We start from the raw sequence: 14,314 nt of genomic DNA, 5'->3' as shown, positions 1-14,314 counted from the left end.
CATGAGCGAGGTGCGCGTTCATCTGGCCAGGGAGATCCTCGGTGATCTCTGGCGGCACAAGCTGCAGGTGGTGCTGGCCATCGCCGTGCTGATCACCGCCTTTGCGGTGATCCTGGTGACCAACATGACCCGTGGTCTGACGGCCAAGCAGAACGACCTGATGGCGGAGGAGGATCGCCTCAACATCGAATGGCGGCACCTGTTGCTGGAGCAGGGCACGCTGGCCGAGCACTCCCGGGTGGCGAGTCTGGCCATGGACAAGTTGCAGATGGCTCGCCCGCTGGTGACCACCGAGAAGGTAATTACACAACCATGAAACGCAAGGCTTCCGCCAAGGCCCAACCCAAGGTCAAAGCTCCGTCACTCTATCCGTGGCGCTTTCGCACGCTGGTGTTCTTCATCGGCATTGCGTTTGCCGGCTTGATCCTGCGACTGGCCTGGATCCAGGTGATCGACCCGGATCGGCTGCGCCAGGAAGGGGACATGCGTTCGCTGCGTACCACTTCCACTCAGGCGGTGCGCGGCATGATCACCGATCGCAACGGCGAACAGCTGGCGGTTTCGGTGCCTGTTGAGGCTGTCTGGGCCGATCCCAAGACGGTGCATGAATCCGGCGCCATCCATAACGAGCGGGCCTGGCTGGCCTTGTCCGCCGTGCTCAAGCTCGACATCAACACTCTCAAGCACCGTATCTCCAACCCGAGCAAGCGCTTCGTCTACCTGCAGCGCCAGGTGACGCCGGCAGTGGCGGAATACATCAAGGGCCTCAAGCTGGGCGGCATCTATCTGCGCCCCGAGGCGCGCCGTTTCTACCCGACCGGCGAGATCAGCGCCCACCTGGTGGGGGTAACCAACATCGACGGCAGCGGCATCGAGGGGATCGAGCGCAGCTACAACGAGTGGCTGACGGCAACCCCTGGCGAGATGCGGGTGCGCAAGGACAGACAGGGCCGGGTCATCGAGCGGCTTGGTCTGGTGAAAGAGGGCAAGAACGCCAACGATCTGCAGCTGAGCATCGATCAACGGGTGCAGGCGCTGGCCTACCGGGCGCTCAAGCGCGCCACCGACGAGAACAAGGCGACCTCCGGCTCCATGGTGATGCTGGACGTCAAGACCGGCGAAGTGCTCGCCATGGTCAACACCCCCTCCTACAACCCCAACAACCGCGGTCAGTACCAGAGTTTCCGGGTGCGCAACCGGGTGGTGACCGATACCTATGAACCGGGCTCCACCGTCAAGCCGCTGATCCTGCTCAGCGCCCTGCAGGCCGGCGTCACCAGCTGGAAGGACACCATTCCGGGCGGCCCGCTGTTTATCGGGGCCAAGCAGATCCGCGACGTGAGTATCCACAAGGCCACCAACCTGTACGACATCCTGCGCTACTCCTCCAACATCGGCATGTCGCGCATCGCGCTGCGGATGCCGGCGCAGGAGATGATCAACACCCTCAGCATGGTGGGCTTCGGGATGGATACCGGCAGCGGCCTGATGGGTGAGAGCAGCGGCATGCTGCCCCAGCGCCGGCGCTGGTCCGATATCGAACGGGCCACCCTGTCGTTCGGCTATGGCCTGCGGGTCACCCCGCTGCAGCTGGCCTCCGCCTATGCCACCCTGGCCAACAAGGGCAAGCGGGTGCCGCTCTCCATCGTCAAGGTGACCGAGCCACCCAAGGGGGAGCAGGTCATCGATCACAACAACGCCACCGCCATGCTGCAGGCGCTGGAGTATGTGGTCAGCAATGCCATTCCCAAAGCGCAGATCCCCGGTTACCGGGTCGGCGGCAAGAGTGGTACCGCCAAGGTCGCGGTCGCAGGCGGCTACGGCAAGGACTACATGGCCTGGTTCGCCGGTTTCGCCCCGGCCAGCAATCCCCGTTTCGTCATGGTAGTGGTGATCAACGAGCCCAAAGGCGACGCCTACTACGGTGGCGCCGTGGCGACGCCGCCGTTTGCCGAGGCCATGGGCGGGGTACTGCAGCTCTTCAATATTCGTCCCGACGCGGTACCGCCTGCGGTGCCCACCAAACTTGCCCGTACGGAGGCTTCCAATGTTGTCCCGCGCACTTGATCAACTGATGCGCCCCTTTGGCATTACTGCCCCGGCGCTCGCGCTTACCGACATCCAGCTGGACAGTCGGCGGGTCGGGCCCGGTTGTCTCTTCGTGGCGATTCGCGGGCATCAGGTGGATGGCAGACGGTTTATCGAACAGGCGGTGGCTCAGGGAGCGACCGCCGTACTGTTTGAAGAGGACGGTGAATTCGTGGCCCCGGCACTGAGCGTGCCTTGTCTCGGGATCCCGGCTCTGTCAGCCAGGCTCTCCGAGCTGGCTGGCTATTTCTACGACCAGCCGGCCAGCAAGCTGGATCTGGTGGGCATCACCGGCACCAACGGCAAGAGCACCACGGCGCTGCTGGTGGCCAACTGGCGTACCCTGCTGGGGGGCAAGGCCGGGGTGATGGGCACCATCGGCAATGGCCTGTTCGGCGATCTGGTGGAAGCGGAAAACACCACCGGCAGCGCGGTGCAGGTGCAGGCCAATCTGGCCGCTCTGCAAGCGCAGGGGGCGGATCTGGTAGCGATGGAGGTGTCCAGTCACGGTTTGGTACAGCATCGCGTGGCGGCCCTGCCGTTTGCCGCCGCCGTATTCACCAACCTGAGCCGGGATCATCTGGACTATCACGGCACCATGGAGGCCTACGGCGCCGCCAAGGAAGAGCTGCTGAAACTGGTGGACGAACCCTGCGCCGTGCTCAATGCCGACGACCGGTTGGGCCGCCAATGGCTGGCTGCCTATCCGGCCGCAGTGGCGTTCAGCGTGCACGGCCCGGTGGCCGGTCACCCGGGGCGACAGCTGACGGCGCAGGATCCCCATTTCCACCAGCAAGGTTTTCGCACGCAGATTAACTCCAGCTGGGGGAATGGTGTATTATCCGCCCCCTTGCTCGGGCGCTTCAACGTCAGCAACGTGCTGGCCGCGATGGGCGCCATGCTGGTGCTCGGTTATGACTTCGACGAGTTGCTGGCCAGCGCGCCGCAACTGCAGCCGGTAACCGGCCGCATGGAGTGCTTCGGTGGCGGCAAGGCGCCGCTGGCCGTGGTCGATTATGCCCACACGCCGGATGCGCTGGAGAAGGCCTTGCAGGCCCTGCGGGTGCACTGTGAAGGGCGGCTCTGGTGTCTGGTGGGCTGTGGTGGTGACAGGGATCGCGGCAAGCGTCCCATGATGGCCGCCATGGCAGAGCTGCATGCGGATCGCGTGATCCTGACCGATGACAATCCCCGTACCGAGGAACCGGCCCGGATCATGGCCGACATGGTGGCGGGGCTTCGCGATCCCGGCGCCGTGCAGATCGAGCACGACAGGACCAAGGCAATCCAGCTGGCACTGAGCCAGGCGAGCAAACAGGACATCATCCTGGTGGCCGGTAAGGGTCACGAGGATTATCAGATCATTGGAACCGACAAGCGGCACTACAGCGACCGGGAAACCGTCGCGGCCGCCTTGCACACATTATTGGAGTCATTCGCATGATGACCCTCAGGCTTGCCGAGCTGGCGCAGGTACTCGATGCCCGTCTGATTGGTGAAGACGGAGCGATCACGGCTGTCAGCACCGACACCCGTACCCTGGGCGCAGGCGCACTGTTTGTTGCGCTGCGCGGCGAGCGTTTCGATGCCCACGATTTCTGCGAGCAGGCCGTGGCCGCCGGGGCATCGGCCCTGCTGGTCGAGCGTGAACTGCCGTTGGCAATCCCCCAGCTGGTGGTGACCGACAGTCTCAAAGGACTGGGTCGCCTCGGTCGGTTGGTACGCGAGCGGATCAACCCGAAAGTGCTGGCCATCACCGGTAGCTGCGGCAAGACCACGGTGAAGGAGATGGCGACGGCCATCCTGCGTCAGGAAGGGGAAGTGCTGGCCACCGCTGGCAACTTCAACAACGAAGTAGGGGTACCGCTGACCCTGCTGCGCCTCGAGCCGCAACACCGCTTTGCGGTGATGGAGCTGGGGGCCAACCACCCGGGCGAGATCGCCTGGACCACCTCGCTGGCCAAACCCGATGCCGCCATCATCAACAACGTGGCGGCTGCCCACCTGGAGGGTTTCGGCTCGCTGGAAGGGGTATTCCATGCCAAGAGCGAAATCTTCGAGGGGCTGGGCGAGGGCGGTACTGCCATCGTCAATGCCGACAACGAATTCTGGCCTAAGTGGCAGGCGCGCGGGATCCACTGTGCCTTCTCCATCGAGGATCAGCGTCAGCCGTTCCACGCCAGCAACGTGGTGATCAATCAGAAGGGTTGTGCCGAGTTCGTCATGGTGACCCCGCAGGGCGAAGTGAGCCTGACCCTGGCCATCCCGGGCCGCCACAACGTGGCGAACGCCCTGGCCGCCGCCGCCGGCACGCTGGCGCTCGGCGCCTCGCTCGCCTCGGTCAAGGCCGGGCTCGAGCAGATGGCACCGGTCAAGGGCCGTTTCTGTGTCCAGCGCTGGGGTGGTCTCACTCTGGTGGACGACACCTACAACGCCAGCGTGGAGTCCGTGCTGGCGGGCATCGATGCCCTGACCGCCATGAGCGGCTACAAGGTGCTGGTGTTCGGTGACATGAAAGAGTTGGGTGAGGAGTCCGCCGCGCAGCATGCACGGGTCGGACGCCACGCCAGCGAGCGCGGCCTCGATGCCGTGCTGACCGTAGGGGAACAGAGTCGCCACACCGCAGATGCCGCGGCTGGCCGACATTTCGATAACAAGGCGTCGTTGTTTGAAGTGCTTGCGCAAATGATAAATACACATCAAGAAATCGCGATCCTGGTCAAGGGTGCCCGCGGCTCCCGCATGGAAGATATCGTCGAGATGGTCAAAGACCGTCAGGAGTCAGCCACATGCTAGTCTGGCTGGCGGAACTGCTCACCCCGCACTTCACCTTCTTCAACGTCTTCTCCTACCTGACGTTTCGCGCCATCCTGTCGATCATCACCGGCCTGGTGGTGGCGCTCTGGATGGGGCCGCGTCTCATCCGCCGATTGCAGATCCTCAAATTTGGCCAGGTGATCCGCAATGACGGTCCCGAGTCGCACCTGAGCAAGAAAGGCACCCCGACCATGGGCGGCCTGATGATCATTGCCGCCATCTTCATCTCGGTGCTGCTCTGGTGCCGCCTCGACAACCCTTATGTCTGGCTGGTGCTGTTCGTGCTGGGTGCCTATGGCGCCATCGGCTTCGCCGATGACTACCTCAAGGTGGTGCGCAAGAACACCGACGGCCTGATCGCCCGCTGGAAGTACTTCTGGCAATCCGCCGTTGCGCTGGGGGTGGCCGTGTTCCTTTACGCCACCGCCACTCACGATGGTCAGACCCAGCTGGTGGTGCCCTTCCTCAAGGATGTGATGCCGCAGCTCGGCCTGATGTTCATCGTACTGACCTACTTTGTCATCGTCGGCACCTCCAACGCGGTCAATCTCACGGATGGCCTGGATGGTCTGGCCATCATGCCGACCGTGATGGTGGCGGGGGGCTTCGCCTTCATCGCCTGGGCCACCGGCAACGTCAATTTCGCCAACTACCTGCATATTCCCTATGTGCCCTATACCTCCGAGCTGGTGATCGTCTGTACCGCCATCGTCGGGGCGGGTCTGGGTTTCCTCTGGTTCAACACCTACCCGGCGCAGGTGTTCATGGGGGACGTGGGCTCCCTGGCGCTGGGCGGCGCGCTCGGCACCATCGCCGTGCTGGTGCGTCAGGAGTTTCTGCTGGTGATCATGGGCGGTGTCTTCGTGATGGAGACCGTCTCGGTGATCCTGCAGGTGGGGTCCTACAAGCTGCGCGGCGTGCGCATCTTCCGCATGGCACCGATCCATCACCACTATGAGAAGAAGGGCTGGCCGGAGCCGCGCGTCATCGTGCGCTTCTGGATCATCACTCTCATGCTGGTGCTGCTCGGCCTCGCCACCCTGAAGGTGAGGTAAGCCATGGTCATCATCATCGGACTCGGCAAAACCGGACTATCCTGCGTCGATTACTTCCTCGGCCGTGGCGTGACACCTCTGGTGATGGACACCCGCGCCAACCCGCCCGGCAGGGATCAACTGCCTGCCGAGGTGGAACTCATCCACGGGCTGGATGGCGAGCTGCTCAAGCAGGCACACATGATAGTGGCGAGCCCGGGCATTGCCCTGGCGACGCCCGAACTGCAAGCCGCCGCCGAGTTCGGGGTGCGCATCGTCGGCGACATCGAGCTGTTCGTGCGCGAGACCCAGGTGCCGGTGATCGCCATCACCGGCTCCAACGGCAAGAGCACGGTCACCACCCTGGTGGGCGAGATGATCGCCGAAGCCGGCCTCAAGGTTGGGGTAGGTGGCAACATAGGCACGCCGGCGCTCGAGCTGCTCAAGCAGCCGATGGATCTCTGCGTGCTGGAGCTCTCCAGCTTCCAGCTGGAGACCACCCACAGCCTGCGCGCCGCCGCCTCCGTGGTATTGAACCTCTCCGAAGATCATATGGATCGCTATCAGGGCATGGCCGACTATCGCGCCGCCAAGATGGAGATCCATCAGCACTCCCAGCACATCCTGATCAATCGCGACGATGCCCAGACCCTGCCTGATGTGGGTCAGGTGTGGCAGAGCTTCGGCCTCGACTGCAACGGCTATGGCCGCTGCGAGCTGGATGGCCGTCACTGGCTGACTCTGCACGGCGAACCGTTGCTGGCTGTGGACGAGATGAAGATCGTCGGCGCCCACAACCAGGCCAACGCGCTGGCCGCCATGGCCCTGTGCGATGCGGTCGGTATCCCGCGCGAGCCGCAGTTGCGAGTACTGCGTCGGTTCGAGGGGCTGCCTCACCGTGCCCGCTTCGTGCGGGAGGTGAATGGGGTGCGCTGGATCAACGACTCCAAGGCCACCAACGTGGGGGCGACCCTGGCTGCCGTGGCCGGGGTGCGCGAGTCGGTGAAGGGCCGCCTGCTGCTGCTGGCCGGTGGCCAGGGCAAGGGCCAGGATTTCGGCCCGGTGCAGGCGCTGCTCGGCAGCCAGATCGATCACATGTACTGTTTCGGCCAGGATGCCGAGGTGCTGCTGGCGCTGGGCGAGCAGACCGAGCGGGTGGCGGATCTGGATGCCGCGGTCGCCAAGGCGGCCGCCGATGCCAGACCCGGTGACTGGGTGCTGCTGGCGCCGGCCTGCGCCAGCCTGGACCAGTTCAAGTCTTTCGAAGCGCGCGGTGATCGTTTCACCGAGCTGGTACAGAAGTTATGAACGCCCTTCGCGCAGTCGCAGGCTTCTTGCAGCGCTGGCTGTTGCCGGCGCGCCCTGCCGGTCTCTATGACCGGCAGCTGGTCGTGCTGGCGCTGGCGCTGATGGCGGTGGGTCTGGTGATCGTGGCCTCCGCCTCGATCCCGGAGGGGATCGCCATCAACAACGATCCCTTCATGTTCGTGAAGCGTCACGGCCTGTTTCTGCTGATGGCGCTCGGCATCTCCTGGTTCGTGCTGCAGGTGCCGATGGCGCGCTGGCAGCACTACAACGGCCCCATGCTGCTGCTGGCCATCGTCATGCTGGTGCTGGTGTTGCTGGTGGGCCGCAGCGTCAACGGCTCGGTGCGCTGGTTGCCGCTTGGCCCGTTCAACCTGCAGCCGGCCGAGTTCGGCAAGCTGGCGCTGTTCGTCTATCTGGCGGGCTACCTGGTGCGCCGCCAGAGCGAGGTGCGTGAGCGTTTCATCGGTTTCATGAAGCCGATGGCGGTGCTGTTCGTGGTGGCCATCCTGCTGCTGGCCCAGCCCGATCTGGGTTCGGTGGTGGTGATGTTCGTCACCTCGCTCGGCATGCTGTTCCTGGCCGGCGCCCGGCTGGTGCAGTTCATCGGTCTCATCCTGGTGGGGGTGAGCGCCGTGGTGACCCTGATCATCGCCGAGCCGTACCGGATGCGGCGGGTGACCTCTTTCCTCGACCCCTGGGCCGATCCGTTCGGCAGCGGCTACCAGCTGACCCAGTCGCTGATGGCCTTCGGCCGTGGCAGCTGGTTTGGCGAGGGGCTTGGCAACTCCATCCAGAAGATGGAGTACCTGCCGGAGGCGCACACCGACTTCGTGTTCGCCATCCTGGGGGAAGAGCTGGGCTATGTGGGCGTGCTGGGCGCGCTGTTTCTCATCTTTGCGCTGGCAATCAAGGCGCTCAAGCTGGGTCACCAGGCGCTGGTGGCCGAGCGACTGTATGAAGGCTATCTGGCCATTGGCATCGGCATCTGGTTCAGCTTCCAGACCTTCGTCAACGTGGGGGCAGCCAGCGGCATGATGCCGACCAAGGGGCTGACCCTGCCGCTGGTCAGTTATGGTGGTTCGAGCCTCATCATCATGATGGTGGCGGTGAGCATGTTGATTCGTATCGATTTCGAGTTGCGCCAGGCCAGTGCCCAGGCGCGCGTGCGGGAGGTTTAGTGAGCAAGACGCTGTTGGTGATGGCAGGCGGTACCGGGGGCCATGTGTTCCCCGGCTTGGCCGTGGCTGATCGCCTCAAGGCCCAGGGCTGGACCATTCACTGGCTCGGCACCGCCGACCGGATGGAGGCCGAGCTGGTGCCTGCCCATGGTTACCCCATCTCCTTCATCGATATCCAGGGGGTGCGTGGCAACGGCATCAAGCGTCTGCTGGTCGCGCCCTATCGCATCGTCAAGTCAGTGCTGCAGGCGCGCCGGGTGCTCAAGACCATTCGCCCCGACGTGGTGCTCGGCATGGGCGGCTTTGCCTCTGGCCCGGGTGGCGTGGCGGCCTGGCTGTCCGGCATCCCGCTGCTGCTGCACGAGCAGAATGCTGCGGCAGGCCTGACCAACAAGCTGCTGGCTCGCCTCGCCAAGCGGGTGCTGATGGCATTTCCGGGCGCCTTTGCGCCGAGCCGTCGCACCGCCGTGGTGGGCAACCCGGTACGCCCCGAAGTGGTGGCGCTGCCGGATCCCCAGTTGCGCAGCGGGGCCGAGCCACTGCGGCTGCTGATCGTCGGTGGCAGCCTGGGGGCCCGGGTGCTCAACGAGCAGGTGCCGCCAGCGGTGGCGGCGGCCGGCGTGCCCATCGAGGTGCGTCACCAGTGTGGCAAGGGCAATCGGGAGGCCGTGGCCGAAGCCTATGCCAAAGAGGGTGTCGCGGCCGAAGTGAGCGAATTTATCAAGGACATGGCCGATGCCTACGCCTGGGCCGATCTGGTGGTGTGCCGGGCGGGGGCGCTGACCGTCTCCGAAGTGGCTGCCGCCGGGGTCGCCGCCATTTTTGTACCGCTGCCTCACGCAGTGGATGATCACCAGACCCGCAACGCCCTGACCCTGGTCGATGGCGGTGCGGCTGAATTCCTGCCCCAATCCGAGCTGACGACAGCCTCGCTGGCCGCCCGTCTTTCCTGGCTTGCCGGGCGCAGGGAAACCCTATTGAACATGGCCCAGGCCGCCCGTCGCGTGGCCATTACCGATGCCGCAGAGCGGGTTGCCGACGAGTGCAAACGCCTGGCGACCGGGCAGATTGAGAGAGAACTATGACCAAGGTTGAACTGGCAAAACTGCGTACCGTTATCCCTGAAATGCGCCGCGTGCGTCGCATCCACTTCATCGGCATCGGTGGTGCCGGGATGGGCGGTATCGCCGAAGTACTTGCCAACGAAGGGTATCAGGTAACCGGCTCGGATCTGGCCCGCAATGCGGTGACCGAGCGACTCGAGTCCCTTGGTGCCCACATTTTCGTCGGCCACAGTGCCGAGCACGTGAACGAGGCGAGTGTGGTGGTGGTCTCCACCGCCATCAAGCAGGACAACCCCGAGCTGCTGGCCGCCCGCGAGCTGCGCATCCCCGTGGTGCGCCGCGCCGAGATGCTGGCCGAGCTGATGCGCTTCCGCCACGGCATCGCCATCGCCGGCACTCACGGCAAGACCACCACCACCAGTCTGGTGGCGAGCATCTATGCCGAAGCGGACCGGGACCCGACCTTCGTCATCGGCGGTTTGCTCAATAGCGCCGGCACCAATGCCCGCCTGGGCAGCAGCCGCTATCTGATTGCCGAGGCGGACGAGAGCGACGCCTCCTTCCTGCATCTGCAGCCGATGGTCTCCATCGTGACCAACATCGAAGCGGATCACATGGATACCTATGGTGGCGACTTCTCCAAGCTGAAGGCCACCTTCATCGACTTCCTGCACAACCTGCCGTTCTACGGACTGGCCGTGGTGTGCGTGGATGATCCTGTTATCCGCGGCATGCTGCCGGAGATCGCTCGTCCTACCATCACCTACGGCCTGAGTGATGATGCCGACGTGCAGGTGCTGGACTTCGTGCAGACCAGCAACCGCAGTCGCTTCCGGGTGCGCCGCAAAGATGCCGGCGAGCTGGAGGTGACCCTCAACCTGCCCGGCATCCACAACGCGCTTAATGCCGCCGCGGCGATTGCGGTCGCCACCGAGGACGGGATCGGCGATGATGCCATCATCCGGGCGCTGGCCAAGTTTGAAGGGGTGGGTCGCCGCTTCCAGCAATATGGCGAGTTCGAGACCGGTCGCGGCAAGGCCATGCTGGTGGACGACTACGGTCACCACCCGAGCGAGGTCAAGGTCACCATCAACGCAGCTCGCGCCGGCTGGCCCGAGAAGCGGTTGGTGATGGTGTTCCAGCCGCACCGCTATACCCGTACCCGCGATCTTTACGAAGATTTCGCGGATGTGCTCTCCAAGGTGGACGTGCTGGTGATGCTGGAGGTTTATGCCGCCGGTGAAGAGCCGATTCCGGGCGCCGATGGCCGTGCCCTGTGCCGCTCCATCCGCTCCCGCGGCAGCCTGGAGCCCATCTTTGTCGCGACGCCGGACGATGTGCCGGCGGTGCTGGCCGGGCTGGTCGGCGAGGGCGATCTGGTACTGACCCAGGGGGCAGGGAACGTCGGCGCACTGGCTCGTCGTCTCGGCGAGATGAAATTGAGCATCGAGAGCATGAAATCCGGCGCCTGAGGGCCCAATGAGTATTTTGACCGCCAAGCCGGGGCCTATATAATGGCGAACCGGTCTGCAAAGGGCCGGCATGGCGCGTTAAACGGGGATCGATCGGGTGGAGGCAAGGGCACAAGGGCGCACCAAGGGAGGCTTCATCGCCGGGGTGGGATTTTTCATCCTGGTCATGTGGGGCCTCTACCAGACCGCGCTGGATGTTAAAGATTGGCTGACGGATGCCAATCGGTTGCCCATGAGCGAGCTGTTGCTGCAGGGGCAACACCAGTATTTGCAAACCGATGAACTGCGCAGCGCCGTGCTGGATGGCGCCGAGTTGCGCAATTTCTTCGAGTTGGATGTGAACGAATTGCAGGCGCGGTTGAACGCCTTGCCTTGGGTGGCCCAGGTCTCGGTACGCAAGAAGTGGCCCAACAAGATCAAGGTCTACCTCACCGAACAGGCGGTCGCGGCCCGCTGGAATGGCAACCGCTTCGTCAACACCAAGGGTGAGGTGTTCAGTGCGCCGGACAGGGTGAAGACCCCTCTGATGCAGCTGTCCGGGCCAGAAGATCAGGCCGTCAAGGTGCTGGAGGCCAGCCGCCAATACGAGGCGCAGCTGGCGGCCAGAGGCTACAAGCTGCTGGGGGTGAATCTGACCCCCCGCCATGCCTGGGAACTGACCCTGGATGGCAACATTCAGCTGTTTTTGGGGCGCTCGGATATCGCGCTTCGACTGCAGCGGTTTATCGATGCTTTTCCGGTCATCGAACCTCGTGAGCGGGTTGCTTACGTGGATCTTCGATACGACACCGGAATGGCAGTTGGCTGGAAGAAGAACGAAGAGAAAGTGAATGACCAAAACCGCAGATAGAAATCTGATTGTCGGGCTGGATATCGGCACAACCAAGGTGGCGGTTCTGGTTGGCGAAGTGCTGCCAGACGGTGAGCTCAATGTCATCGGCATGGGCAGTCACGCCTCTCGCGGCATGGACAAGGGCGGGGTCAACGATCTTGATTCCGTGGTCAAGTCCCTGCGTCGCGCGGTGGAAGAGGCTGAAATGATGGCCGACTGCCAGATCAGCTCCGTCTATCTGGGGTTGTCCGGCAAGCATATCGACTGTCGCAATGAAACCGGCATGGTGCCCATCTCCGATGAAGAGGTGACCCAGGAAGACGTGGACAACGTCATCCACACCGCCAAGTCGGTACGGTTGTCCGATGAGCTGAGGGTGCTGCACGTGCTGCCCCAGGAGTTCGCCATCGACTACCAGGAAGGGATCAAGAACCCGGTCGGCCTCTCCGGCGTGCGGATGGCGGCCAAGGTGCACCTGATCACCTGCCACAACGACATGGCTCGCAACATCGAGAAATGCGTGGAGAAGGTGGGTCTGCGAGTGGATCAGCTGATCTTCTCCGCACTGGCCTCCAGCTACGCCGTGCTGACCGAAGACGAGAAGGAGCTGGGTGTCTGCGTGGTGGACATCGGTGGCGGCACCATGGACATGTCGCTGTTTACCGGCGGTGCCCTGCGTCACACCAAGGTGATCCCGTACGCCGGCAGCACGGTGACCAGCGACATCGCCTATGCCTTCGGCACCCCGCCGCTGGATGCGGAGGCGATCAAGGTGCGCTATGGCTGCGCCCTCGGCCGGCTGGTCAGCAAGGAAGACAATATTGAAGTACCCAGTGTCGGCGGTCGTCCGGCGCGCAGCCTGCAGCGGCAGACACTGGCTGAAGTGATTGAGCCCCGTTACACCGAGTTGCTCTCCATGGTGAATGATGAGCTGGTGCGGGTACAAAGCGAATTGAAAGCGCAGGGGGTCAAGCATCAGCTTGCAGCCGGTGTGGTCTTGACCGGCGGCGCTGCCCAGATCGAAGGCATTGTGGAGTGTGCAGAGCAGATCTTCCAGAGCCAGGTCCGGGTAGGGGAGCCCATGAATATCCGGGGATTGAGTGATTATGTGCAGGCGCCTGTGTACTCGACCGCGGTCGGGTTGCTGCAGTATGGCCGCACCCATCAATCCACCGGCAGTAGCAAGGAATATGCCGCCAAGGCAAGCGTAGGTGGGCTGGTCAAACGGGTCAGCAACTGGTTGCGTGGCGAGTTCTAAAAGATTTTGCTGAGTCAGGCAAATAAAGCGGAGAGACAACATGTTTGAATTTATGGATAGCCACACTGACGAAGCCGTCATTAAAGTGATTGGTGTGGGTGGCGGCGGCGGCAACGCGGTCGAGCACATGGTTCGTCAAAACATCGAAGGCGTTGAATTCATTACCGTCAACACCGACGCCCAGGCTCTGCGTAACTCCAGCGCCAACACAACCCTGCAGATCGGCGGTGGCATCACCAAGGGTCTGGGTGCCGGAGCCAATCCGGAAGTGGGTCGTGATGCGGCCATGGAAGATCGGGAAGCGCTGCGCGAGCTGCTGACTGGCTCCGACATGGTGTTCATCGCCGCCGGCATGGGTGGCGGTACCGGTACCGGTGCTGCACCGATCGTGGCCGAAGTGGCCCGCGAGATGGGCATCCTGACAGTTGCTGTCGTAACCAAGCCGTTCTCCTTCGAAGGGAAGAAGCGGATGGGCTTCGCGGCTCACGGCATCGAAGAGCTGTCAAAGAACGTCGACTCCCTGATCACCATCCCCAACGACAAGTTGCTGAAGGTGCTGGGCCGCGGCATCTCCCTGCTGGACGCCTTCAAGGCTGCCAACGATGTACTGCTTGGCGCGGTACAGGGGATTGCCGAGCTGATCACCCGTCCGGGCTTGATCAACGTCGACTTTGCGGACGTGCGTACCGTAATGCGTGAAATGGGTACCGCCATGATGGGTACCGGTTCCGCCTCCGGTGATGACCGTGCCGAAGAAGCGGCAGAGAAAGCCATCTCCAGCCCGCTGCTGGAAGACGTGGATCTGGCCGGTGCCCGTGGCATCCTGGTCAATATCACCGCCGGCATGGACATGACCATCGAAGAGTTCGAAACCGTGGGTAACGCGGTCAAGGCCTTCGCCTCCGAGAACGCCACCGTGGTGGTGGGTACCGTAATCGACCCGGAAATGCACGACGAACTGCGTGTGACCGTGGTTGCCACCGGTATCGGTGCCGAGCGCAAGCCCGACATCACCCTGGTGAAGAACAACATGGTACAAGAGCGTCCGGCCCGTCAGCCCCTGATCAGCGAAGCCCTGCAGTCTCGTGTGATGGAAGAGGCCCCGGCCAAGGTGGTCAACGCCGAGCCGCAAGCTCGTCGCGAACCGGATTATCTCGATATTCCTGCGTTCCTGCGCAAGCAAGCTGACTAAGCCTCTAATGACGCTGGTTTGTTTGTTGCTTAAGGAATGTGCTAAGATGGCCCGGCAACGACCATCTGGTC

Annotated in this window: 12 protein-coding genes; all 12 read left to right on the top strand. The window is 63.4% G+C overall.

All coding sequences use genetic code 11. The annotated features are described in order from the left end of the window. Window position 1 precedes the first annotated feature (1 nt). The 12 genes from ftsL to ftsZ all read left to right on the top strand — a co-directional run bounded on the left by ftsL (window position 2) and on the right by ftsZ (window position 14,243). Window positions 2–316 (top strand): cell division protein FtsL, encoded by a 315-nt coding sequence (ftsL, locus tag ACPDZI_RS19400; protein ID WP_005305726.1) that lies wholly within the window; start codon window positions 2–4, stop codon window positions 314–316. Continuing rightward, entirely contained in the window at window positions 313–2,067 is a 1,755-nt protein-coding gene (locus ACPDZI_RS19395) for a penicillin-binding transpeptidase domain-containing protein (protein ID WP_016352182.1), read from the top strand. The genes ftsL and ACPDZI_RS19395 overlap by 4 nt, the downstream gene beginning before the upstream one ends. Beyond that, window positions 2,048–3,532 carry a UDP-N-acetylmuramoyl-L-alanyl-D-glutamate--2,6-diaminopimelate ligase gene (murE, locus tag ACPDZI_RS19390; RefSeq protein WP_408766010.1) on the top strand — a complete coding sequence of 495 codons (1,485 nt, stop codon included), beginning with the start codon at window positions 2,048–2,050 and terminating at the stop codon, window positions 3,530–3,532. The genes ACPDZI_RS19395 and murE overlap by 20 nt, the downstream gene beginning before the upstream one ends. Beyond that, a complete protein-coding gene (gene murF, locus ACPDZI_RS19385) occupies window positions 3,529–4,884 on the top strand; it encodes a UDP-N-acetylmuramoyl-tripeptide--D-alanyl-D-alanine ligase (RefSeq protein ID WP_408766008.1) in 1,356 nt (451 codons plus the stop codon). The genes murE and murF overlap by 4 nt, the downstream gene beginning before the upstream one ends. Continuing rightward, the gene (mraY, locus tag ACPDZI_RS19380; protein ID WP_011707583.1) at window positions 4,878–5,960 is read left to right on the top strand and encodes a phospho-N-acetylmuramoyl-pentapeptide-transferase; all 1,083 of its coding nucleotides are present in this window, start codon (window positions 4,878–4,880) and stop codon (window positions 5,958–5,960) included. The genes murF and mraY overlap by 7 nt, the downstream gene beginning before the upstream one ends. A gap of 3 nt (window positions 5,961–5,963) precedes the next feature. Continuing rightward, window positions 5,964–7,247, top strand: coding sequence for a UDP-N-acetylmuramoyl-L-alanine--D-glutamate ligase (gene murD, locus ACPDZI_RS19375; RefSeq protein ID WP_017409430.1), 1,284 nt, complete (start codon window positions 5,964–5,966; stop codon window positions 7,245–7,247). Continuing rightward, the gene (ftsW, locus tag ACPDZI_RS19370; protein WP_016352178.1) at window positions 7,244–8,425 is read left to right on the top strand and encodes a cell division protein FtsW; all 1,182 of its coding nucleotides are present in this window, start codon (window positions 7,244–7,246) and stop codon (window positions 8,423–8,425) included. The genes murD and ftsW overlap by 4 nt, the downstream gene beginning before the upstream one ends. Further along, on the top strand, window positions 8,425–9,510 hold the full coding sequence (gene murG / locus ACPDZI_RS19365) for an undecaprenyldiphospho-muramoylpentapeptide beta-N-acetylglucosaminyltransferase (RefSeq protein WP_076361979.1): 1,086 nt from the start codon (window positions 8,425–8,427) through the stop codon (window positions 9,508–9,510). Before ftsW ends, murG begins: the two co-directional genes overlap by 1 nt. Further along, a complete protein-coding gene (gene murC / locus ACPDZI_RS19360) occupies window positions 9,507–10,961 on the top strand; it encodes a UDP-N-acetylmuramate--L-alanine ligase (protein ID WP_010635950.1) in 1,455 nt (484 codons plus the stop codon). Before murG ends, murC begins: the two co-directional genes overlap by 4 nt. 97 nt (window positions 10,962–11,058) lie before the next feature. Further along, the gene (locus ACPDZI_RS19355; RefSeq protein ID WP_017409434.1) at window positions 11,059–11,811 is read left to right on the top strand and encodes a cell division protein FtsQ/DivIB; all 753 of its coding nucleotides are present in this window, start codon (window positions 11,059–11,061) and stop codon (window positions 11,809–11,811) included. Beyond that, window positions 11,792–13,051: a cell division protein FtsA gene (gene ftsA / locus ACPDZI_RS19350; RefSeq protein WP_005305690.1), complete on the top strand. Its 1,260-nt coding sequence runs from the start codon at window positions 11,792–11,794 to the stop codon at window positions 13,049–13,051. Before ACPDZI_RS19355 ends, ftsA begins: the two co-directional genes overlap by 20 nt. Window positions 13,052–13,091: 40 nt before the next feature. Next, window positions 13,092–14,243 (top strand): cell division protein FtsZ, encoded by a 1,152-nt coding sequence (ftsZ, locus tag ACPDZI_RS19345; RefSeq protein ID WP_005305686.1) that lies wholly within the window; start codon window positions 13,092–13,094, stop codon window positions 14,241–14,243. Window positions 14,244–14,314: the final 71 nt, after the last annotated feature.

This window comes from Aeromonas oralensis (assembly GCF_049665575.1).
In the GTDB taxonomy this organism is placed as follows: domain Bacteria; phylum Pseudomonadota; class Gammaproteobacteria; order Enterobacterales; family Aeromonadaceae; genus Aeromonas; species Aeromonas hydrophila.
The sequence above is the reverse complement of the archived record's forward strand: the minus strand, read 5'-3'. Positions and strand labels throughout refer to the sequence as shown.